The organism is Enterobacter sp. H2G27, from assembly GCF_054403075.1.
The window spans coordinates 2,520,275-2,540,276 of the sequence record NZ_JBSVSI010000001.1; the positions used below are offsets into that span (position 1 = coordinate 2,520,275).

21 protein-coding genes are annotated in these 20,002 nt (G+C 52.7%); 6 read left to right on the top strand and 15 right to left on the bottom strand.

The window, feature by feature from the left end:
* Positions 1-3: 3 nt before the first annotated feature.
* Entirely contained in the window at positions 4-576 is a 573-nt protein-coding gene (locus ACW9E7_RS11960; RefSeq protein ID WP_115875706.1) for a Csu type fimbrial protein, read from the bottom strand.
* A 430-nt stretch (positions 577-1,006) separates the two neighbouring features.
* Between ACW9E7_RS11960 and ACW9E7_RS11965 the strand changes: the two genes are divergently transcribed.
* On the top strand, positions 1,007-2,272 hold the full coding sequence (locus ACW9E7_RS11965; protein WP_111964836.1) for a dicarboxylate/amino acid:cation symporter: 1,266 nt from the start codon (positions 1,007-1,009) through the stop codon (positions 2,270-2,272).
* A 104-nt stretch (positions 2,273-2,376) separates the two neighbouring features.
* Here the strand turns inward: ACW9E7_RS11965 and cheW are convergent, their stop codons facing one another.
* The 6 genes from cheW to flhD form a co-directional block, all read right to left on the bottom strand.
* A complete protein-coding gene (gene cheW, locus ACW9E7_RS11970) occupies positions 2,377-2,880 on the bottom strand; it encodes a chemotaxis protein CheW (RefSeq protein WP_458727816.1) in 504 nt (167 codons plus the stop codon).
* A 19-nt stretch (positions 2,881-2,899) separates the two neighbouring features.
* Complete coding sequence (gene cheA / locus ACW9E7_RS11975) at positions 2,900-4,939, bottom strand: chemotaxis protein CheA (protein ID WP_458727817.1); 2,040 nt, start codon at positions 4,937-4,939, stop codon at positions 2,900-2,902.
* Positions 4,940-4,943: 4 nt separating this feature from the next.
* On the bottom strand, positions 4,944-5,873 hold the full coding sequence (gene motB / locus ACW9E7_RS11980; RefSeq protein WP_109845187.1) for a flagellar motor protein MotB: 930 nt from the start codon (positions 5,871-5,873) through the stop codon (positions 4,944-4,946).
* On the bottom strand, positions 5,870-6,757 hold the full coding sequence (gene motA, locus ACW9E7_RS11985; RefSeq protein ID WP_008500417.1) for a flagellar motor stator protein MotA: 888 nt from the start codon (positions 6,755-6,757) through the stop codon (positions 5,870-5,872). The genes motB and motA overlap by 4 nt, the downstream gene beginning before the upstream one ends.
* A gap of 123 nt (positions 6,758-6,880) precedes the next feature.
* The gene (gene flhC, locus ACW9E7_RS11990; RefSeq protein WP_013096051.1) at positions 6,881-7,459 is read right to left on the bottom strand and encodes a flagellar transcriptional regulator FlhC; all 579 of its coding nucleotides are present in this window, start codon (positions 7,457-7,459) and stop codon (positions 6,881-6,883) included.
* Positions 7,460-7,461: 2 nt separating this feature from the next.
* Positions 7,462-7,812, bottom strand: coding sequence for a flagellar transcriptional regulator FlhD (flhD, locus tag ACW9E7_RS11995; RefSeq protein WP_458727818.1), 351 nt, complete (start codon positions 7,810-7,812; stop codon positions 7,462-7,464).
* Positions 7,813-8,606: 794 nt separating this feature from the next.
* Here flhD and uspC point away from each other — a divergent pair.
* The gene (gene uspC, locus ACW9E7_RS12000; RefSeq protein WP_133294702.1) at positions 8,607-9,035 is read left to right on the top strand and encodes a universal stress protein UspC; all 429 of its coding nucleotides are present in this window, start codon (positions 8,607-8,609) and stop codon (positions 9,033-9,035) included.
* Between the two features lie 15 nt (positions 9,036-9,050).
* Here uspC and otsA read toward each other — a convergent pair whose 3' ends face one another.
* The 5 genes from otsA to araF form a co-directional block, all read right to left on the bottom strand.
* Positions 9,051-10,475, bottom strand: coding sequence for an alpha,alpha-trehalose-phosphate synthase (gene otsA, locus ACW9E7_RS12005; RefSeq protein ID WP_029741334.1), 1,425 nt, complete (start codon positions 10,473-10,475; stop codon positions 9,051-9,053).
* On the bottom strand, positions 10,450-11,253 hold the full coding sequence (otsB, locus tag ACW9E7_RS12010) for a trehalose-phosphatase (protein WP_115875709.1): 804 nt from the start codon (positions 11,251-11,253) through the stop codon (positions 10,450-10,452). The genes otsA and otsB overlap by 26 nt, the downstream gene beginning before the upstream one ends.
* A gap of 176 nt (positions 11,254-11,429) precedes the next feature.
* Positions 11,430-12,416 (bottom strand): L-arabinose ABC transporter permease AraH, encoded by a 987-nt coding sequence (gene araH / locus ACW9E7_RS12015; protein ID WP_023312268.1) that lies wholly within the window; start codon positions 12,414-12,416, stop codon positions 11,430-11,432.
* A 14-nt stretch (positions 12,417-12,430) separates the two neighbouring features.
* Positions 12,431-13,945 carry an L-arabinose ABC transporter ATP-binding protein AraG gene (gene araG / locus ACW9E7_RS12020; protein WP_252093196.1) on the bottom strand — a complete coding sequence of 505 codons (1,515 nt, stop codon included), beginning with the start codon at positions 13,943-13,945 and terminating at the stop codon, positions 12,431-12,433.
* Between the two features lie 71 nt (positions 13,946-14,016).
* Positions 14,017-15,006 (bottom strand): arabinose ABC transporter substrate-binding protein AraF, encoded by a 990-nt coding sequence (araF, locus tag ACW9E7_RS12025; protein ID WP_003859687.1) that lies wholly within the window; start codon positions 15,004-15,006, stop codon positions 14,017-14,019.
* Positions 15,007-15,793: 787 nt separating this feature from the next.
* On the opposite strand from araF, the gene ACW9E7_RS12030 reads away from it, so the two are divergent.
* Entirely contained in the window at positions 15,794-16,297 is a 504-nt protein-coding gene (locus ACW9E7_RS12030; protein ID WP_111964842.1) for a non-heme ferritin-like protein, read from the top strand.
* A 156-nt stretch (positions 16,298-16,453) separates the two neighbouring features.
* The gene (locus ACW9E7_RS12035; protein ID WP_458727819.1) at positions 16,454-17,797 is read left to right on the top strand and encodes an anaerobic C4-dicarboxylate transporter; all 1,344 of its coding nucleotides are present in this window, start codon (positions 16,454-16,456) and stop codon (positions 17,795-17,797) included.
* Between the two features lie 41 nt (positions 17,798-17,838).
* On the opposite strand, the gene ACW9E7_RS12040 is transcribed toward ACW9E7_RS12035, so the two are convergent.
* Positions 17,839-18,090, bottom strand: a complete 252-nt coding sequence (locus ACW9E7_RS12040; RefSeq protein ID WP_008500405.1) for a DUF2766 family protein — start codon at positions 18,088-18,090, stop codon at positions 17,839-17,841.
* Positions 18,091-18,197: 107 nt separating this feature from the next.
* The gene (gene azuC, locus ACW9E7_RS12045; RefSeq protein ID WP_014884364.1) at positions 18,198-18,281 is read right to left on the bottom strand and encodes a stress response protein AzuC; all 84 of its coding nucleotides are present in this window, start codon (positions 18,279-18,281) and stop codon (positions 18,198-18,200) included.
* A 234-nt stretch (positions 18,282-18,515) separates the two neighbouring features.
* Here azuC and yecR point away from each other — a divergent pair, with 234 nt between their 5' ends.
* Positions 18,516-18,854, top strand: a complete 339-nt coding sequence (yecR, locus tag ACW9E7_RS12050) for a YecR family lipoprotein (RefSeq protein WP_023336145.1) — start codon at positions 18,516-18,518, stop codon at positions 18,852-18,854.
* 204 nt (positions 18,855-19,058) lie between these two features.
* Entirely contained in the window at positions 19,059-19,556 is a 498-nt protein-coding gene (gene ftnA / locus ACW9E7_RS12055) for a non-heme ferritin (protein WP_014884366.1), read from the top strand.
* A 36-nt stretch (positions 19,557-19,592) separates the two neighbouring features.
* On the opposite strand, the gene ACW9E7_RS12060 is transcribed toward ftnA, so the two are convergent.
* On the bottom strand, positions 19,593-19,934 hold the full coding sequence (locus ACW9E7_RS12060) for a hypothetical protein (RefSeq protein WP_325813622.1): 342 nt from the start codon (positions 19,932-19,934) through the stop codon (positions 19,593-19,595).
* Positions 19,935-20,002: the final 68 nt, after the last annotated feature.

The window sequence follows — 20,002 nt, forward strand, 5'->3', positions numbered from 1 at the left end:
GGACTAATAGGTGACGCTGACGTTTATCGTGTCGGTGTAGGTGCCCGGGACGACCGTCACGCTGTTACCGCCGCCGGTAATCCGTCCGTAGAGGGTGTAACTGTCCACCCCTCCGGCCGTTGAGGCGATCGGCAGCGCGGCATTATTGGCAATCACGCTGTTAAACCCGCTGTCGCTGTACAGGCTGTATGCCACACCCTGAGCCGCGTTGGCGGTGTTAACCAGATAGCGCGCAGGTGTTCCCGGGGTGCCGACAACGGTGCCGGGGGCGGTAGAGTTGGTGTTGCCGGTGATCGCCACCGTATAGCTGGCGGTTGTACATTGAATGGTGAAGGTGTTTCCGCCGCTGGCGCCGGTTAGCTGCGTGGTCAGAGTGGAAAACGTTGCGGGATGGGTACCGAAATCCAGTGTCCCGAAGTTAATGCCGTTTTGCGTGGGCGATCCGTTTATCAGACAACCATTCGTGAGCGTCAGCGTCGCCCCGATGGTGCCGCTGCTGGTAACGGCCAGCGCCTGATGGACCGTTGCCGCAGTCAGTAAAGTGCCTGCGCAGATCAAAAGGAGTTTTCTTTTCATTTACCACCCTCCAGAAGACGTCTCCGTTCCCTTGCCACGTTTTATTTTTGTCGTTCAAGATGTTAGCCCCGCTTAATGTTCCTCTGAGGGGGGTTATTGAGAATTTAGTTTACGGATATCGCTTCGACCACCTGCCATACAACGCATAAGCCATATGTCTTATTGACTAATTTTCCCTATAAATAACAGAGAGTTAAATTAAAGTAAGCAGCAATTTTATTATATCTGAAGAGAATATATCCATTAAAGTGTGACGGCGATCACAATATATCGTCTGCACATTAACAACAAAATTAATAAAACTTAAAAAGGAGTTGTATCCCCCTACACTTTGCGTCAATTTATGTGCCGAATAATTTCCTGCGCCGTAATAAAAAATTTATATGTATCGACGCGGGCTACATCTGAAGCGCATAGAGGGTCTTTTTTCGTGGCAAGTGCAAACAAACTCACACTCTTCATCGTGATATTCATGCTGGCGGGTATTCTTTCAGGGGCAGCAATTCATGAGTATGCATCTGCGGATGCCATCAAAGCCTGGTCGGATAATATTACCCTTCTGACCGATATTTTCCTCCGTCTGATTAAAATGGTCATTGCACCGTTGGTCTTTAGTACGCTCACCGTTGGCATTATGAAGCTGGGCGAAACTTCCACCATTGGCCGCGTCGGCGGTAAAGCGATGGTGTGGTTTATCAGTTCATCCGTGCTCTCTATTCTGGTCGGACTGTTTATCGTCACGCTGGAGCATCCGGGGAGCGGTCTGAACCTGACGATCCCAACCGAGGCGGTAGATACCGGTCTGGCCGTTGGAGGCATGACGCTGAAAGCGTTCCTGTCTCACACCATTCCAACCAGTATCGCAGGGGCGATGTCAAACAATGAGATCCTGCAGATTGTGGTGTTCTCGATGTTCTTCGGCATTGGCGGCGCGTCGCTGGGACAGAAATTCAACGCCCCGCTGGTAGCCGCGCTGGATGTGGTTTCCCATATCATGCTGAAGGTCACGGGTTATGTGATGTACGTTGCGCCGCTGGCCATTTTCGCGGCGATTTCCTCCGTCATTGCCACGCAGGGTCTGGGCATTCTGCTGAACTACGCCTCGTTTATTGGTGGCTACTATGTTGCCATTCTTCTTACCTGCATGGTGCTGCTGGCCGTGGGTTACATGGTGCTGAAAAAAGAGGTGTTTCGCCTGGTCAGCATGCTGAAAGACCCTGTTCTGGTGGCGTTTACCACCAGCAGCTCTGAAGCCGCCTACCCTAAAACGCTGGAACAGCTGGAGCGCTTTGGCTGCTCGCGCAACATCGCCTCTTTCGTTCTGCCGATTGGCTACTCCTTCAACCTGGTAGGTTCGATGGTGTACTGCTCATTCGCCTCGATGTTTATCGCGCAGGCATACAACATTCACCTGAGCTTCTCTGAAGTGACGGTGCTGATGCTGACTCTGATGCTGGCGTCGAAAGGGATTGCAGGCGTACCGCGTTCTTCCCTGGTGGTGCTGGCAGCAACCATTCCGAGCTTTAATATTCCGGTGGCGGGTATTCTGCTCCTCATGGGGATCGACCACTTCCTGGATATGGGCCGTTCCGCAATTAACGTTCTGGGGAATGGTATTGCGACCGCGATGCTGTCGCAGAATGAAGGTGCGCGGGAAGCGGACGCTGAAGCTGAACTGGTAAAGCAGGAAGCGTAAGGTGAAAAAAAGGGTGAGGCCTGATGCCCTCACCCCAGCCCTCACCCTGTGGGTGAGGGAGCAAATACAAAAAACGGCAACCTCGGTTGCCGTTTTGCATTTACTTACGCGACGTGATTCGCGGCGATGTCCAGCAGCGCCATCTCATCGCTGTTCAGCAGCTTCTCAATATTCACCAGAATCAGCATACGCTCGCCGAGCGCGCCCAGTCCGGTCAGATATTCGGTCGACAGCGTGACCGCAAACTCCGGTGCAGGACGAATTTGGTCAGAGGTCAGGGAAAGCACATCAGATACGCCATCCACCACGATACCTACCACGCGCTGCCCCAGATTCAGAACGATCACCACGGTGTTGTCGTCGTAGTCAACGTCGCCCTGGCTGAACTTCACGCGCAGGTCCACGATTGGCACAATGACGCCACGCAGGTTAGTGACACCTTTAATAAACGCAGGCGTGTTAGCGATGCGGGTAACCTGGTCGTAACCACGGATTTCCTGCACTTTCAGGATATCGATGCCGTACTCCTCATCGCCTAAAGTGAATACCAGGAATTCCTGCCCTGATGGCTCGCCCGCCAGTTTCGTTACATTACTCATACCGGTCATGTTATTACCTTCTACTTAATCAGGCGGCTGTGTACGCCACACGTTGTTCACGATTTAATCCCTGAAGCGCCGACACGTCGACGATCAGCGCCACGCTACCATCACCCAGAATGGTGGCGGCAGAAATACCCGGCACTTTGCGGTAGTTGCTTTCGAGGTTCTTCACCACCACCTGGTGCTGACCAATCAGCTGATCGACCAGCAGCGCGTAGCGGCGGCCCGCGCTTTGCAGGATCACAACGATGCCCTGCGTGGCCTCGGTCTTCGCCCCGTCCACTTCGAACACTTTCCACAGTTCCACCAGCGGCAGGTACTCACCGCGCACTTCGAGGACGCGCTCGCCGCCCGCCAGCGGATGCAGATCTTCTTCACGCGGCTGCAGGGATTCCATCACGGCGTTCAGCGGCAGGATAAAGACTTCGTCCGCCACTTTGACCGACATCCCGTCGAGGATCGCCAGCGTCAGCGGCAGCAGGATGCGAATGGTGGTGCCGGAACCCTGTTTAGACTGGATCTCAACGTGGCCGCCCATCTCCTGGATGTTACGTTTCACCACGTCCATGCCAACGCCGCGTCCGGAGACGTCGGTCACCTGCTCCGCGGTAGAGAAGCCCGGCGCGAAGATCAGCATGCCCACTTCTTCGTCGGTCATGTTTTCATTGACCGCCATCCCCTGCGAAATCGCTTTTGCCAGGATGCGCTCGCGGTTAAGACCCGCGCCGTCGTCGGTCACTTCGATGCAGATGTTTCCGCCCTGGTGTTCCGCAGAGAGGATCAGGTTGCCGACCGGGGATTTACCGGCGGCAATGCGGTTTTCCGGCAGCTCGATCCCGTGGTCGAGGCTGTTACGCACCAGGTGCGTTAACGGGTCAATAATGCGCTCGATCAGGCTCTTATCCAGTTCGGTTGAGCTGCCCATCAGGGTCAGTTCAATCTGTTTATTCAGCTTGCTGGCAAGGTCGCGGACCAGACGCGGGAAGCGGCTGAAGACATATTCCATCGGCATCATACGGATGGACATGACCGATTCCTGCAGGTCGCGGGCGTTACGCTGCAGCTGACCCATGCTGGTAATCAGGTCGCCGTGCGTGACCGGATCCAGTTCGTTAGAACGCTGTGCCAGCATCGACTGGGTGATCACCAGTTCGCCAACCAGGTTAATCAGCTGGTCAACCTTCTCAACGGCAACGCGGATACTGGTTGACTCGCTGGAGCGAGCGGCAGGTTTCTCACCACGTCCACCGGGTGCCGCAGCCTCTTTTGGCACGGCCTTCAGCGCCGGGGCCGCAGGTGCCACAGCCGGTACGGCGGCCTGAGCCAGAACAGCCACCTCTTCCGCAGCGGCAGGGGCGTCAACCGCAGCAGTTTCGGTTTCGAAGGCAATCTGGTCAGCTTCAATCACAAAGCACAACACCGCTACGATATCGTCCTGGCCAATACCGTCATCAAGCGTCGCGGCCAGGCTGTCTTTGCCTTTTACCACGTTGCTTAACTTCGCCAGGTTGCCCAGCTCTTCTTCCAGCAGGTTAACTTCATTCTCTTTGAGGCGTGACAGCACAACGCGCAGTTTTCCCGCCTGTGCAGCGGCTGGCGCGGCCTCATCGACAGCAACCGCATCGACAACGCTCAGTTTCGCCGCAGGGACAACGGCTGCAGCGACCTCACCTTTTGCTTCCAGGGCGAGCTGGCGCAGCGCATTGCAGATGTATTCAAAGCTGGCGGCATCAGGCTCTGCCGAACTTTTATAGGCGTCGAGCTGTTCCTGCATAATATCTTTGGTTTCCAAAAACAGGTTGATAATGTCGGTATTGAGCTGCATCTCACCGCGTCGTGCTTCATCAAGCAGGTTTTCCATTAAATGGGTCGTTTCCTGCAGGATGGTAAATCCAAACGTTCCGGCTCCGCCTTTAATAGAGTGCGCCGCACGGAAGATGGCATTGAGCTGCTCGGAGTCCGGTGCTTCAGGCACCAAATCGAGCAAGTGTTGCTCCATATCGGCCAACAATTCGTCGGCTTCATCAAAGAATGTCTGGTAAAAATCGCTAATATCCATGCTCACGCTATCACCTCGGATTGGCTGGTGGCGATGTTGGAACGGCAGCCGAAGGAACGGCCCCAGGCTGTTTTAAATCGTCCAGTGACTCATTCTGACTTTCGGCGTTTTCATGCAGGATGGCCTGCTCCGCCTGCTGGTTCAGCACTAAAAGACTGATACGACGGTTGATGGCATCATCCGGCCCGCGGTCGGAAACGCGCATGGTTGCGGCCATGCCGACTACGCGCAGTACCTTGCCATCATCAAGCCCACCTACCACCAGCTCGCGACGCGAGGCGTTGGCACGATCGGCAGAAAGCTCCCAGTTGCTGTATCCCTTCTCCCCACTGGCGTACGGGAAATCATCCGTGTGTCCTGACAGGCTGATTCGGTTAGGAATGCCGTTCAGCACCGGTGCAATGGCACGCAGAATGTCGCGCATATACGGTTCGACTTCCGCACTCCCGGTTTTAAACATGGGGCGGTTCTGGCTGTCGATAATCTGAATACGCAGCCCTTCCTGCACCAGGTCGATCTTCAGATGCGGGCGCAGCGCGCGCAGTTTCGGATCTGCTTCAATCAGCTGATCGAGATCGCCACGCAGTTTCTTCAGGCGCGCCTGCTCCATCTTTCTTTTCAGCTCGTCGATGTTCGGCTCTTTTTTCACCTCACCCTTCTGCTGGGTGTAATCATCGCCGCCGCCCGGGATCGGGCTATCGCTGTTAGAGATACGCGGCCCGCCGGCTACCGCCGTTGCCAGCGGCGTGCGGAAATATTCGGCAATCTGGATCAGTTCTTTTGGGCTGGAGATGGAGATCAGCCACATCACCAGAAAGAACGCCATCATTGCCGTCATAAAGTCGGCGTACGCAATTTTCCACGAGCCGTGTGCGCCATGCCCGCCGCCCTTGTGCTTACGTTTTTTTACGATGACGATCGGATGGGACTGGTTTTTCATGCGTCCTCAGTTGTCGTCTGTTGGTTTGGGTTTTTCACCGCACGCACGTGTTCTTCAAGCTCGATAAACGACGGACGCTCGCTGGAGTAAAGCGTTTTACGGCCAAACTCAACCGCGATCGGTGGCGCGTAACCGTTGAGGTTAGAGAGCAGCGTAATCTTCACGCACTGCATCATTTTGGTGGTTTCGGCGCTCTTCTGGCGCAGAACGCTTGCCAGCGGAGAGATGAAGCCGTACGCCAGCAAAATACCGAGGAAGGTTCCCACCATCGCGTGGGCAATCAGCGCACCGAGCTCGGCTGCCGGACGGTCTGCCGAGGCCAGGGCGTGAACCACCCCCATCACCGCTGCAACGATACCGAATGCCGGAAGCGAGTCGCCGACCAGCGCCAGGCTATTGGCCGGCACTTCTGATTCGCTTTCGTGGGTTTCGATCTCTTCGTCCATCAGCGCTTCGATTTCGAAGGTATTCATGTTGCCGCTGATGATCAGTCGCAGATAGTCGACGATAAAATCCAGCATCATGGCGTCAGCAAGAATGCGCGGATAGCTGGCAAAAATTTCGCTCTCTTTCGGGTTTTCGATATCCCGTTCAAGCGAGAACATGCCCTGCTGACGCGACTTCGCCATCAGGCGATAGAGCAGTGCCAGCAGATCCATATACATGCTTTTCGTGTATTTCGAGCGACGGAACAGCAACGGAATTGCTTTCAGCGTGCCCTTGATCGATTTACCGTTGTTACCAACGATAAAAGCCCCTACCCCTGCGCCGCCGATGATAATAAGTTCAGCCGGTTGATAGAGTGCTCCAAGGTGCCCGCCGGTCATCATGTAACCGCCGAAAACTGTACCGAGAACTACCAGGTAACCTAATAAGATAAGCACGACATCATCCTTCCGCTAGTGACTATGGCAAGGATGTCCAGCTCGCAGCGTTGACCGATTGCGGGGTAAAAAAAAGCAGCGGTAATTGCTTACCGCTGCTGGAATCTTTCCCACACGTTCGGGTTAAACAGCCTGTTCGATCTGTTCATCCAGCAGTTGTGGAATAATATCGGCAGCATCCCGGGAAAGTTTACGTCTTTTTACTGCGCGGGATGGAGGCTGACATAAACTACAGGCGAAGCTGCCTGCAGGTTGATGAGCATGGGTAATAAAATTGCCATCGCAGCAGTTGCAGCGCGACAGTTCAAGCATTCCGCTCTCAACAAAACGCACCAGCGTCCATGCGCGGGTCAGCGCCAGCAGAGGGCCTTCTTCCTGCTGTGGGCATTGTTCAAGGTAAAGTTTGTATGCTTTGATCACGGCGTCAACGCCGCTACACAAACCGGTTTTGAGAAGATACTGCCAGGCATTACAGAACATGGAAGCGTGAATATTCTGCTCCCACGTCATAAACCAGTCGGTAGAAAACGGCAGCATGCCTTTCGGCGGGGGACTACCACGTAACTCTTTGTACAGTTTGATGAGACGACCACGGCTCAGCTGAGTCTCGCTTTCCAGCATTTGTAAACGAGCACCCAGTGTAATCAGCTCCATGGCCAACTGTATGTCACGCGCTTCCTGAACAATGCTTTTCTCGCTCATTGCTAGGCCCTTTTCTTACGGGCTACGTCATCAGGCTGGCTGATTTCGTTAAGCAAGCGAGTGGAAAGAAGAATACCGGTATGGATCTGTTGAAGATCGTCCACACGGGACTCCTGCGTCAGACGCGTTATTGTCTGTGAATCATTGAAACGGAACTGGCAAACCAGTTGATTCGTTTCAGCCAGTTTAACCATCTGCGGGAGGGTTAAGCCGCCCAGCATGGTTGCCATTTCTTCGTTAATACCCAGACGAAACATCGCGGACGCCTTGTCCTGACTAATCAAACGCTGCGCGAGCAGTAAATACGACAAATTGATGTCATAGATATGTTTTAGCAACTCGGATGTATGCATTGTTCCCATCCCGAATAACCAACTATTATTTTTATGCGGAAAGACCGCACCCCGTGATGTCGCCGGGAAATCACCCGGTATAAAAAAGAAAAGGCTAAATGCATAGTTGAATTTAGGTTTGTATTCACTGAAACCGTAAGAGAGAAACCGCGAATGCGTCTCTTACATGATTTATCATTTCTTACAAATAACTAAGATTTTTCCTAATTCGACGCAAACTCTACTCGTCAGTTTTGCCACATACAATCCAGCTACCCTCAAATTTAAAAAAAATGTGATCTGCGTCACACAATTTAAGTGAATATGACCCATAAATCCATCAGTATGACTTGTAATTTGCTCACTTATTAGCCAATTGGAACTGTTTTGTATTCTTAAATGACGAATACTCATGCAGATGGCTTAAAAGAACTGGCACGTTACATGCTTGCTCTGTCATGAACCTCTGTCTGAAACATTCACGCCAGTTGACTCTGCGTAAAACATTTTTCTTACCGTGAAAAAACAGAGAGTTATGAGGGCAGTCTCAAAACACTGTTTCACACTGAAATTATTAGAAATGACTTTGTAACGCTTAAGAAGGATTAAACATTGAAAACATGCATTTGTGTGATGTTCGTTAAGTTGTTAATTTTTTTCATTTAGGCGCATTTTTCAGTTATTCTTCTTATAAGAATAATTAATGAATAATTATGATAAGCTTCACACTAATGTCGCATTCAGCTCTTGCAGAAGTGGAGATTTCGCGGTAAAGGTGGTTAAACGCTGTCTTTCAGACATCTAAGGAGTGCGCCATGAGTTACTCCCATCTTCTTGTTTCCGTAGCAGTTTCTCCCGAAAGCCATCAGCTCGTCGCCAGAGCCGTTTCCATTGCCAGGCCCCACAATGCCCGCATCAGCCTTATTACACTGGCCGCAGAGCCTGAGATGTATAATCAGCTGGCTGCCCCCATGCTGGAGGATATTCGTGAGGTTCTGCAGGAAGAAACGCAGCAATTTCTGCGTGAATTAGTGGAAAAGGCACAATATCCGGTTTATGAGACAATTATTGCGACCGGGGAGCTTAACGCCCATATTCTCGACATGTGTCACAAACAAAATATTGATTTAGTGATTTGCGGGAATCATAACCACAGCTTTTTTTCGCGCGCAGCCTGCGCGGCGAAATCTATTGTCGCATCAAGCCAGGTCGATGTTCTGTTAGTGCCGCTTGGGGGGAATTAACCCCCCAGCGGAAAATCAGGCAAGTTTAGGGAAGGTCGCGATCTTTTTTTGCAGATCGCCTTCATGGCTTTGCGGAGCGATGTCCCGGAGATCCTGAATAAAACGCGCCTGCCAGTGGTTAATGTCGTTCTTCCGGATCGTCTCCATCATGTCGGCATGGCGGGAAATACGTTCCGTGAGCGGCATTGTCAGGGCACGATTCAGCGCGTTAGCCACGTCATCCCTGTCGTAAGGGTTAACAATAAGCGCAGACGTGAGCTCATTTGCAGCCCCGGCAAACTGGGAAAGCACCAGAACCCCCGGGTCGGCAGGATCCTGGGCCGCCACATACTCTTTCGCCACCAGGTTCATCCCGTCGCGCAGCGGCGTGACCAGCCCAACGTCCGCATAGCGGAAAACCTTCATCAGGATCTTACGGTCAAAGTGCTGATTCAGGTAAAAGAGCGGCGTCCAGCCCAGCTGGCCGTAGCGGCCATTTATGCGCCCTGCCTCTGTTTCCAGCTGGTGGCGAATATCCTGATAGGCCTGAACCTCACCGCGCGACGTCGGCGCGATCTGGGTATAGCGGATTTTACCGTGGTGCTGCGGATATTTATCCAGCAGCGTTTCATACGCCAGGAAGCGTTCCGGCAGCCCTTTGGAATAATCAAGGCGCTCAACCGAGAAGATATTTTTCACGTGCTTAAGTTCATTCTTAAGCTGCGCAAGCTTCGGCGGCAGCGGACCTGAGGCCTGCTCCGCGATCTCGTCTGGTTCAATTCCTATTGGATACACCTCAGTGTGGAAGGTTTTGCCCCAGGCCGTGTGAGTTTTTCCGCCTTTTGTCACCAGACGGGCTTTCCCTGAGACGGAGTCAAGGAATGCCAGGCGGTCATTTTCCGTCTGGAAGCCAAGCAAATCGTAGTCACACAGCGCCTCCAGCAGCTCTTCATGCGGCGGCAGCGCGGTAAAAATTTCCGGCGTCGGAAAAGGAATGTGCAGGAAGAAGCCAATCCGGTTATTCACCCCCCTCTTTCGCAGCTCTCTCGCGAAGGGTAGCAGGTGATAATCGTGGATCCATAAAATATCGTCTTCTTCTATTAATGGCAGCAGTTTATCCGCCAGCAGCGCATTCACGCGCGAGTAGCCTTCGAAGGATTCACGCTGGAATTTGACCAGGTCAAGACGATAGTGAAACGCAGGCCACAGGACGGCATTCGAGAACTGCGAGTAATACTCGTCATAGTCTTTCTCTTTTAATGCAAATGAAGCCCACGTAATGTTTCCGCGCGTCACCTTTTTAAGCGGCTTCTCTTCTTCACTGATTTCCCCACTCCAGCCAAACCACAGCCCGCCAGCGGCTTTCAAGGCACCTAACACCCCTACCGCCAGGCCACCTGCACTGGCTTTTTTGTCATCAGGCGGTGCGATTCGGTTAGAGACGACGACTAAGCGACCCATAATGGTTTCCCCCTTTGCTTTGCGCTATTTGTTGTTGTTGCTGGTTAGCGATGTCAGATATCCACTGCCAGACGCTGGCGACATCCGCCAGTCGCCATTCGGCAACGGTGTCACCAGGCCCCACCTTGACGGCGATACCTCCGGCCTGATTCACCACGCGAAACCCGGCCTCATCGGTCAGGTCATCCCCTAAGAAAACAGGCGTCCGGCCCTTAAATGGTGCCTCCGCCATAAATGCGGCGATGGCTGCACCTTTATTAATCCCCTTCGGTTTTAACTCGACTACGCATTTGCCCGGCTGCAGCGCCAGCTGTGGATGCGCATCCGCAACCGTATGAGCAAGCGCGAGCACGGCATCTTCGTGCTGCGGCGCCTGACGATAATGCAGGGCAAAGGCCATGCCTTTGGCTTCCAGCTCGGTGCCGGGCAGTACGGCCAGCGCTGCAGAGAGCTGCTTATGCAGCGTTTGCGTGAGTGCGTCGGGGAGTGAAACAATATGCGTGTGATCATGGATGTCGCGGCGCTCCGCTCCGTGTACACCGGCCAGCGGAAAGTGGTAAGGACTGGCGAGCATATCCAGCTCGGCCATTGAGCGCCCTGATATCAATGCCAGTGCTCCCTCGTTCATGAGCGAGAGCTGATGCAAATCCTGTAACACCGCCTCCGGAATAGACACCTGATCGGGGTGCGGTTTTATCCCGGCGAGCGTGCCGTCGAGATCAAAAAAGAAAGCATAATGTCCGGGCAGTACAGGCGGTGCGGTTAACATGTCAGCCACCCTTTTCCTCCTTACGGTTTACGAGAGGTAAACGCCTTTACCTCTGTCATAGCCATGTAAGTATAGACAGTGTGACGTGGCTCGCCATTTGACAACCGCCCCGCCAGTTTTACTGGCGGGGCGGTTCAGGGGTCAACTATGGTTATAAGTTGAGCAATAAAAGACGGAAAAAAGGGTTACACGGTACGCTTCGCTTTTTGCTTGTAACGGTCGAAAATCACCGCTGCCAGCAGGATCAGGCCACGTACCACGTACTGAGAGAACGGCGAAATATTCAGCAGGTTCATGGCGTTCTCCACCGTGCCTAAAATCAGGATACCGGCCACAACATATGAGATTTTTCCGATGCCTCCCTTGAGGGAAACGCCCCCTAAAACGCAGGCCGAAATGACGATCAGCTCATAACCGATAGAGGTCATCGGCTGGCCGCTGGTCATACGCGAAGCAAGAATAATCCCCGCGGCGGCAGAAACCAGCCCTGAGAGCACAAAGATAATAATCTTGGTTCGCACCACCGGTACCCCTGCCAGGCGTGCCGCCTCTTCATTACCGCCGATCGCCAGCGTGTTACGGCCAAAGGTGGTTCGGTTAAGCAGGAAGCCGAACAGGATCAGGCAGGCCACGGTCAGCCAGATAGGCGCGGGCAGACCCAGCCAGTTGGCGTAACCCAGGGTAAAGAAGCGCTCGTCTTCAATCCCCACGGCTTTACCGTCGGAGATGATGTAGGCCAGCCCGCGGACAATTTGCATTGTCGCAAGCGTGGTTATCAGGGCGTTAATCTTCAGGCGAGCGATAACAAAACCGTTCACCAGACCGCTGATGACGCCGAGCAGCAGTCCGGCCAGGACGCCAATCCACAGGCTCTCCGTCATGTTGATTACCACGGCCGTCGTGACGCCCGCACAGGCAATCACCGACGCCACCGACAGGTCAAAATCGCCGGAGGCCAGACAGAACAGCATACCGCAGGCCACCATCCCGGACATGGAAATAGCCAGCCCCAGCCCCTTCATATTAATGAAGGTGGCAAAATTAGGGACGAAAATAGCACAGGCGAGGAACAGCGCGGCAAAGACGACCAGCATGCCGTACTGATCCCAGATACGCCCAAAACTCAGCGCCGATTTCGATTTCGGCGCCCCGGATGTAGTAACAGAGGACATCATTAACTCCTTACTCAGGCGACAGCCTGGCTGACTTTAGGCATGGCGAGGTTCAACGCCTGTTGTTCATTCGCCTGTTCATGAAGTAATTCACCGGCAATTTCGCCTTCACGCATCACCACAATGCGGTCGGCCACGCCAAGCACCTCCGGCAGATCGCTGGAGGCGAAGAGCACCGCCACGCCGCGCTTTGCCAGTTCATAGATCACGTTATAGATCTCGTGTTTCGCCCCCACATCGATACCGCGCGTCGGCTCGTCCAGCAAAATCACCTTCATATCCTCTGACAGCCAGCGGCCTAAAATGGCTTTCTGCTGATTTCCGCCGGAAAGATTCATGATCAGCTGTTCCGGACCCGGCGTTTTTATATTCAGCGAGCGAATATGGTGGTCGGCGTTGCTCGACTCCCAGCTATCGTTTATCAGGCAGCCAGCGCGAATAAACTTGCGGCGAGCGGAAATATTGATGTTGTCGCGTACCGAATGCACCGGAATGATCCCCTCTGCTTTACGGTCTTCCGGGCAGAGCATCATGCCCGCCCCGATCGCGTGGGCCGGTTTCTGAATATCTACCCGTTCGCCGTCAATGGAGACCTGGCCATCGGTAATACGGGTACCGCCGAACAGACCTTTCATCAATTCGCTGCGCCCCGCCCCCACCAGACCAAACAGGCCGACGATTTCACCGCTGCGAACGGATAACGAAATCGGTGTTCTGACGCCCGGCGCTTTGACGTTATCCAGGCGCAGGCGTTCCGGGCCGTACGGGCGCGGCTGCCAGTGATAAATATCGCCCAGATCGCGTCCGACCATTGCCTGAACCAGCTGGTCATGGTTCACCTGCGCCATGTCGGTAAAGGTGCGCACATAGCGTCCATCTTTAAACACGGTGATGGCATCGCTCAGGGCAAAAATCTCTTCCATTCGGTGCGAAACGTACAGGATCGTACGGCCTTCCTGACGCAATTCGCGGATCACGCGGAACAGATTTTCGATTTCACGCTTAGAGAGCGAACTGGTGGGTTCATCAAAGGCAATAATTCTGGCGTTACGCGCCAGCGCCTTGGCAATTTCAACCATCTGCCACTGGCCGATGGAGAGATATTTCAGCGGCGTCTGGGGATCGACGTCCAGACCCAGGTGTTTAAGCTGCAGCCCCGCTTCATAATTAAGTAGCGAACGATTCACCACGCCGCCTTTATGCGGGAGCTGTCCTAGATAGATATTTTCCGCCACGGTCATCTCGGGAATGAGGTGCAGCTCCTGGTAGATGATCGCCACCCCGGCATTGAGCGCCGCCGTGGTATCGGCAAACGCCATCTCTTCGCCGCGAATGGCCAGCGTGCCGGTCGTGGGCGCGTAGTTGCCGCTGAGGATCTTCAACAGCGTGGATTTACCCGCGCCGTTTTCCCCCATCAGGGCGTGAACCTGGCCGGCATAGCAGTCGAAGCTGATATCGGTCAGCGCGTTAACACCGGGGAAGGTTTTCCCGATGCCGCGAAAAGAGAGATACGGATCAGACTGTCGCATAACGTCTCCGTGATTCCTGTAGTGTGTACGTCTGGCCCCTCGCGATGCGTGAGGGGCACAATCACAGCGTATTACTTACCGCCCAGTCCTTTTTTCGCCAGCTCCTCTTTGAAGTTGTCGCGGGTGATCAGCACCACGTCGGTCACTTCGGTAAATTTCGGCGGTTCGGCCCCTTTGGTGACCCAGTTGTAGAGCATCTCACTGGATTTGTAGCCGTGAACGTCCGGGCTTGGCAGCAGAGAACCGTAGAAACCGGTAGCCTGCGCTTTGGACAGCTCGCTGACGGCGTCAACGCCGTTGATGCCAATCCCGATCACGTCAGGCGCTTTGAAGCCCTGGCCTTCCGTCGCGCGTACCCCGCCCAGCACGGTGTTGTCGTTCATACCGACCACCAGCCAGTGTTTGACCTCCGGATGCTGGACGAGCATAGAGTTCGCGGCGTCGAAAGCGCCTGGGATATCGTTGGATTTGGTTGGGACCTTATAGATCTGTTTTTCCGGGAAGCCGGCTGCTTTTAGCGCATCCATTGAACCGGTAGTACGACGACGTGCGGTGTCCAGCTCGTCAGCCGTGATAGCCATCACCGCGGTCTCTTTGACATCCCAGCCGCGCTTTTGCATCTCTTTATAGAGCTCCTGGCCCTGGCGTTCGCCAATTTTTGTCGCCGCCATCATGACCAGCGGGACGGTATCCATCGGCTTGCCTTTAGCGTTGACGAACTGATCGTCAACCGCGATGACCTTCATGTCATAACCGCGCGCCTTCGCCGCAATCGCCGATCCCAGCTTTGGATCAGGGGTACAGATAACGAAACCTTTTGCACCGCTGGCCGCAAGGCTGTCGATGGCGTTCAGGGTTTTTTCGCCGTCAGGCACGGCGATTTTAATGACTTCAAAACCTAAATCTTTCCCGGCTTTATCTGCGAATTTCCACTCAGTCTGGAACCAGGGCTCTTCGGGCTGTTTTACCAAAAAACCGAGTTTTAAATTCTCAGCGATAGCGGATTGTGACATAACGGCAGCCAGACCGATGGCCGCCAGCGCTTTAGTAAATTTGTGCATGGTAAACTCCAGCTTTAGCATTCTTTTCTGTAGGGAATATGTGCGTGCTTCTAATTTAATCGGACTTAAAACAAGGCATTAGCGCTTACCTCGTCATAAGCGTTATTGCTGGTGATAGTTTTAGCGGGAAATTAATCATCCATAAGAGAGCCCCATCACACCGCAGAATTACAGTAATTGCGTACATAAATTCAGCGAAAAATGACATAAAAAAGGCAGGATTTGTCAGACAAATGGAAGGGGGTTAAGCAGAATTATCCATAAGATTAGCTAAGATATCCCTGATGCCCCTCAGCGGGCAAAACGCAGCTGGCGTTAAAGGGGTTCAACATGTTTTTCATCAAGAATGTACAACGCACCTGTAAAAACGTTATTTCGCAGAAATTGATTTAGCGCAGTTTTATTGGCACATCATATATTCGAAACGATTAAACCGTATTTCTCTTTTTCTCGGAGTAATATTCCAACTTAACATCCCCGAAAGAGTAACAGTGTGCCTTAACGGTAAAAACCCTTGATTATTAGCTTATTAAGTCACATTCAATTCATGGCGAGCTAATTGTATTTATGTACTATATTAAACTTTGTAATGTATGGTAAATACAGTCTGATTAAGAGTTTTCTTAGACTCAAGACAAGGGTATGCTTATTTATATCGAACACAGGAAGTGTATTTCGGTCGACTTCGGTCACGGCAGAATGTGTATTTCTGCTTTTTTCTTCGTATTTGCCTGGCGCTCAGGTTAAGCAACGGACATCACGTCCCACAGTCAATAAGGATATGAGTATGGCTACCCAAACGATGATGCAAAAACTTAACGCGCAGATGAACCTTGAGTTCTACGCCTCGAATCTGCACCTACACTTAAGTGCATGGTGTGCCGAGAATAGCCTCACGGGATCTGCCACATTCTTTCGCTCTCAGGCGCAAAGTAACGTCACTCATATGATGCGTGTCTTTAACTTCCTGAAAGCCGCAGGGGCAAATCCTGTCGTTAAAGCTCTTGATGGGATCAACGAGAACTACTCTTGCCTGGAAGAACTGTTTCAGAAAACGCTTGAAGAGTATGAACAACGCTGCAGCACCCTCAGCAAACTGGCCGATGAAGCCAAAGCGCAGCAGGACATTACGACGCTCAGATTCTTACGCGATATGGATAAAGAGCAGCAGCAGGATGGCCTTCTGCTGAAGACGCTGGCGGATGAGATCCATAATGCCCAGCAGGCGGGTTTATGTCCTGAGCAAACCGACCGTCATCTGCTCGACATCGTGGCGGTGCAGCACCACTGAGTTTTTGGCCTGCTCCCATCCGGAGGAGCAGGCTCCCTTCACGTCTCCAACCTTCTGCTTTTGCTGAAATTTAACAAATCAGATCTGGCTCCCAATGATTAACCACACAACGTGTGATGATTTATTTAGTTACATAATCATTGACGAGGGAGCATCATGGTCACCATTGAGTTTGTTGTCATTCTCCTCTGCCTGCTAACGGGTACGCGTTTCGGCGGAATGGGGCTTGGGTTAATCAGCGGTATTGGTCTTTTTATTTTATGTTTTGTCTTTGGTCTGCAACCGGGTAAACCGCCGGTTGACGTTATGCTGACCATTCTTGCGGTAATTGGCTGTGCGGCTACGCTGCAGACTGCGGGCGGCCTCAACGTCATGATGCAGTTTGCTGAACGTCTGCTGCGCAAACACCCGCAGCACATCACCCTGCTCGCCCCTTTCACCACCTGGATGCTGACCTTTCTGTGCGGCACCGGGCATGTGGTCTACACCATGTTCCCCATCATTGCGGATATCGCCCTGAAGAAAGGGATCCGCCCGGAGCGCCCTATGGCCGTGGCATCGGTCGCGTCGCAGATGGCGATCACGGCCTCCCCCGTTTCCGTTGCCGTCGTGTCGCTGGTGTCCATCCTGGCGGCCCAGCATGGGATCGGCCACGCGTGGGGGATCCTGGAAATTCTCGCCGTGTCTGTTCCCGCTTCGCTTTTCGGCGTAGCCATTGCGGCCCTGTGGAGCTTACGCCGTGGGAAAGATCTGGCTGACGACATAGAGTTTCAGGAAAAGCTGAAAGATCCTAAGCAGCGAGAATTTATCTACGGCGGTACGGAGACGTTAATGAATCAACGTTTTCCTAAACAGGCCTACTGGTCCACGTGGATTTTCTTTGCCGGTATTGCCGTGGTCGTTTTGCTGGGGGCATTCCCTGAACTGCGCCCTGCCTTTGAAGTGAAAGGTAAAATGACGGCGCTGTCGATGAACCTTGTCATTCAGATGATGATGTTAATTGCGGGCGCGGTGATGCTGATGGCCTGCAAGGTCAATGCGTCGGCCATTTCCAACGGCGCGGTGTTCAAAGCCGGTATGGTCGCGATCTTCTCGGTGTTCGGCGTGGCGTGGATGAGCGATACCTTTTTTCAGGCACATCTCGAGGAGTTAAAGCTGGCGCTGGAAGGCGTGGTGAAAAGCCACCCGTGGACGTATGCCATTGTACTGTTTCTGGTGTCAAAACTGGTGAACAGCCAGGCGGCGGCGCTGACGGCCGTTGCGCCTATGGGCCTCATGCTGGGCATCGACCCGAAAATGCTGATCGCCTTTTTCCCGGCATCATACGGCTATTTTGTGCTGCCAACCTATCCAAGTGATTTGGCCTGCATCGGCTTTGACCGGTCAGGCACGACCCGCATCGGGAAATTCATAATCAACCACAGCTTCATTTTGCCAGGGCTGATTGGGGTGAGCTGCGCGTGCGCGGCGAGCTACCTGCTGGTCCAGACGTTCTTCTGACAGCATCAAAGGGCGACACGTACCGTCGCCCATTTCCCTGCTTAGTGGGATTCACCCTGCGGCGTGAATCGCAGCTCGATCAGCGCGATGGCTTTCTGGATCGCACGAAGCGTTACCGGATCAGCGGCAGCAGGATGGCTGGCGAAATCGATGTTTTTGAGCTGGGTAGACATCTTCTCGCGCACTTCAACCGGCGCAATCACGTCCAGAACATCAAGGATTTGTTTGATAACCAGCTGACAGGCAACAACGTCAGAGACCAGTTCCTGATCGGCGCTCAGGTTTTGTGACATGGGGCTTTCTCCTTATTTAAAGGCCGCCATATTAGCAAAACACGCCCCCTGACATCTCCCCTTCAACGCCTGCAGGTATAAAAAAACCTGCCGAAGCAGGTTTTTTATCAGAACATGGCGCCCGGCGGCACGTCTTTGAACGTGCGGCAGTAATTGGCCCACATGCTTTTGAGGATTTTGCGCAGTTTCACGATGAGGCTCCATTAACTTGTTATACAACTTTATTGTCAACGTGCCTATAATATGACCATTGTCACAAAAATCAATATTTTTGTGACATGCATCACAATTTTATCCGCATGTGGCCTGACAGCGTTCATCCCGGACCCGTTGCAAAGAGTGAGGGCAGATTGTCCGGCTATTCCAGGCATTGCAGCGGGCATCTGCGGGTACGATAACGTATTTCCATCCACTCAGAGCGAACCATGAAAAGAGTCATTGTAGCCGGCACAATCCTGCTGCTCGCGGGGTGTAGTATTAACCGCCAGGCTGAAGTCAGTAGTCTCGATGCCCCAAACGGCATCGTCCGCCTCGACTACGGCCAGGCAGCGCTGCAAAATGCATATTCCGATGAGTATGTGAATAACGGCACGGCGGCAAAAGCGTGTCAGAGCATGGGGTATGCCACCGCCTCAGCCTATGGTCAGCCCATTAAAACCTGTACCCTGACAAGCGGTTCTCTGTGCCTGAACGAGAGCGTGACTATCCAGTACAAATGTATGGGTTACGCCGTTAATCCTAAGTCAAATAATCCGTGGTATTAATCGAAGCTGCCAGCGTGTGCTGGCAGTTTATTTCATTACGAACAAAAATAATTCTCATTAATACATTATAAAAATCGCCAATGCGTTTTATTCCCATTCGTATTTTGAATAAATAAAATAAAAAATTTACGTTTTGCAAATAATTAAATAACAAATTATAGTGTCGCTCATTGTGAACCAGAAATAATAATCCGGAGCGTCACCATGCTGAAAACTGAAATGATCGACAAGCTCAACGCACAAATGAACCTTGAGCTTTTTTCATCCCTGCTCTACCAGCAGATGAGCGCCTGGTGCAGCTATCACAGCTTCGAAGGTGCGGCCGCGTTTTTGCGTCGTCACGCTCAGGAAGAGATGACCCACATGCAGCGTCTGTTTGATTATCTTACGGATACGGGCAGCCTGCCGCGCATTGAAACCGTGGCTTCACCTTTTGCTGAGTATAATTCTCTCGATGAACTCTTCCGCGCCACCTACGAGCACGAGCAGCTGATCACCCAGAAAATTAACGAACTGGTCCACGCCGCGATGACCAGCCAGGATTATCCAACATTTAATTTCCTGCAGTGGTACGTCGCTGAACAACACGAAGAAGAGAAGCTGTTTAAATCCGTGCTGGATAAATTATCGCTGGTGGGGAAATCCGGTGAAGGTCTTTACTTTATTGATAAAGAACTTTCCACGCTTGATACGCAGAATTAATATCAGCGCGGTGTCGGTTCCCTGCACCGCGTTAATTTACATACACCCCGCACAGCTGGTACAGCGCCAGTCGTGGGGATTCACGGCCTGGTAGAAATAGCGGTAACTGGCCGTCTCCAGCGGAATACCCACCTCGAAGAACAGATCCGTTAACCAGTCGACATTCTCGATGATCCACTCATCTTCCTGTAAGCCTTGCGCAAAGGTTTCATCTTCAGGATCGATAACCGAATAGATCCCCCAGGTGCCCATATCCTTTTCGCAACGGGACTCGGGAAGATTCAGGGGCTGGTTCTGCCAGCTGATTATCCAGTGGCCATGGCACAACAGGTTACCTCCCCGACTCCACGCCGCGGTAAAAGGATTCTCACCTGCCATAAAACCCTCACTTAATTTGATAATTTATACTTATTGTTTACGTTACGCCGGAACGTCGCGCAGCAACA

Bases quoted from the DNA above. Each gene is read 5' to 3' on its own strand.
- araG (WP_252093196.1), bottom strand. From the start codon at position 13,945: ATGCGACAGTCTGATCCGTATCTCTCTTTTCGCGGCATCGGGAAAACC.
- flhC (WP_013096051.1), bottom strand. From the start codon at position 7,459: ATGAGCGAGAAAAGCATTGTTCAGGAAGCGCGTGACATACAGTTGGCC.
- araF (WP_003859687.1), bottom strand. From the start codon at position 15,006: ATGCACAAATTTACTAAAGCGCTGGCGGCCATCGGTCTGGCTGCCGTT.
- ACW9E7_RS12030 (WP_111964842.1), top strand. From the start codon at position 15,794: ATGGCTACCCAAACGATGATGCAAAAACTTAACGCGCAGATGAACCTT.
- ACW9E7_RS12040 (WP_008500405.1), bottom strand. From the start codon at position 18,090: ATGTCACAAAACCTGAGCGCCGATCAGGAACTGGTCTCTGACGTTGTT.
- ACW9E7_RS11960 (WP_115875706.1), bottom strand. From the start codon at position 576: ATGAAAAGAAAACTCCTTTTGATCTGCGCAGGCACTTTACTGACTGCG.
- uspC (WP_133294702.1), top strand. From the start codon at position 8,607: ATGAGTTACTCCCATCTTCTTGTTTCCGTAGCAGTTTCTCCCGAAAGC.
- flhD (WP_458727818.1), bottom strand. From the start codon at position 7,812: ATGCATACATCCGAGTTGCTAAAACATATCTATGACATCAATTTGTCG.
- ftnA (WP_014884366.1), top strand. From the start codon at position 19,059: ATGCTGAAAACTGAAATGATCGACAAGCTCAACGCACAAATGAACCTT.
- araH (WP_023312268.1), bottom strand. From the start codon at position 12,416: ATGTCCTCTGTTACTACATCCGGGGCGCCGAAATCGAAATCGGCGCTG.
- otsA (WP_029741334.1), bottom strand. From the start codon at position 10,475: ATGGGTCGCTTAGTCGTCGTCTCTAACCGAATCGCACCGCCTGATGAC.
- cheW (WP_458727816.1), bottom strand. From the start codon at position 2,880: ATGACCGGTATGAGTAATGTAACGAAACTGGCGGGCGAGCCATCAGGG.
- ACW9E7_RS12060 (WP_325813622.1), bottom strand. From the start codon at position 19,934: ATGGCAGGTGAGAATCCTTTTACCGCGGCGTGGAGTCGGGGAGGTAAC.
- motB (WP_109845187.1), bottom strand. From the start codon at position 5,873: ATGAAAAACCAGTCCCATCCGATCGTCATCGTAAAAAAACGTAAGCAC.
- ACW9E7_RS12035 (WP_458727819.1), top strand. From the start codon at position 16,454: ATGGTCACCATTGAGTTTGTTGTCATTCTCCTCTGCCTGCTAACGGGT.
- yecR (WP_023336145.1), top strand. From the start codon at position 18,516: ATGAAAAGAGTCATTGTAGCCGGCACAATCCTGCTGCTCGCGGGGTGT.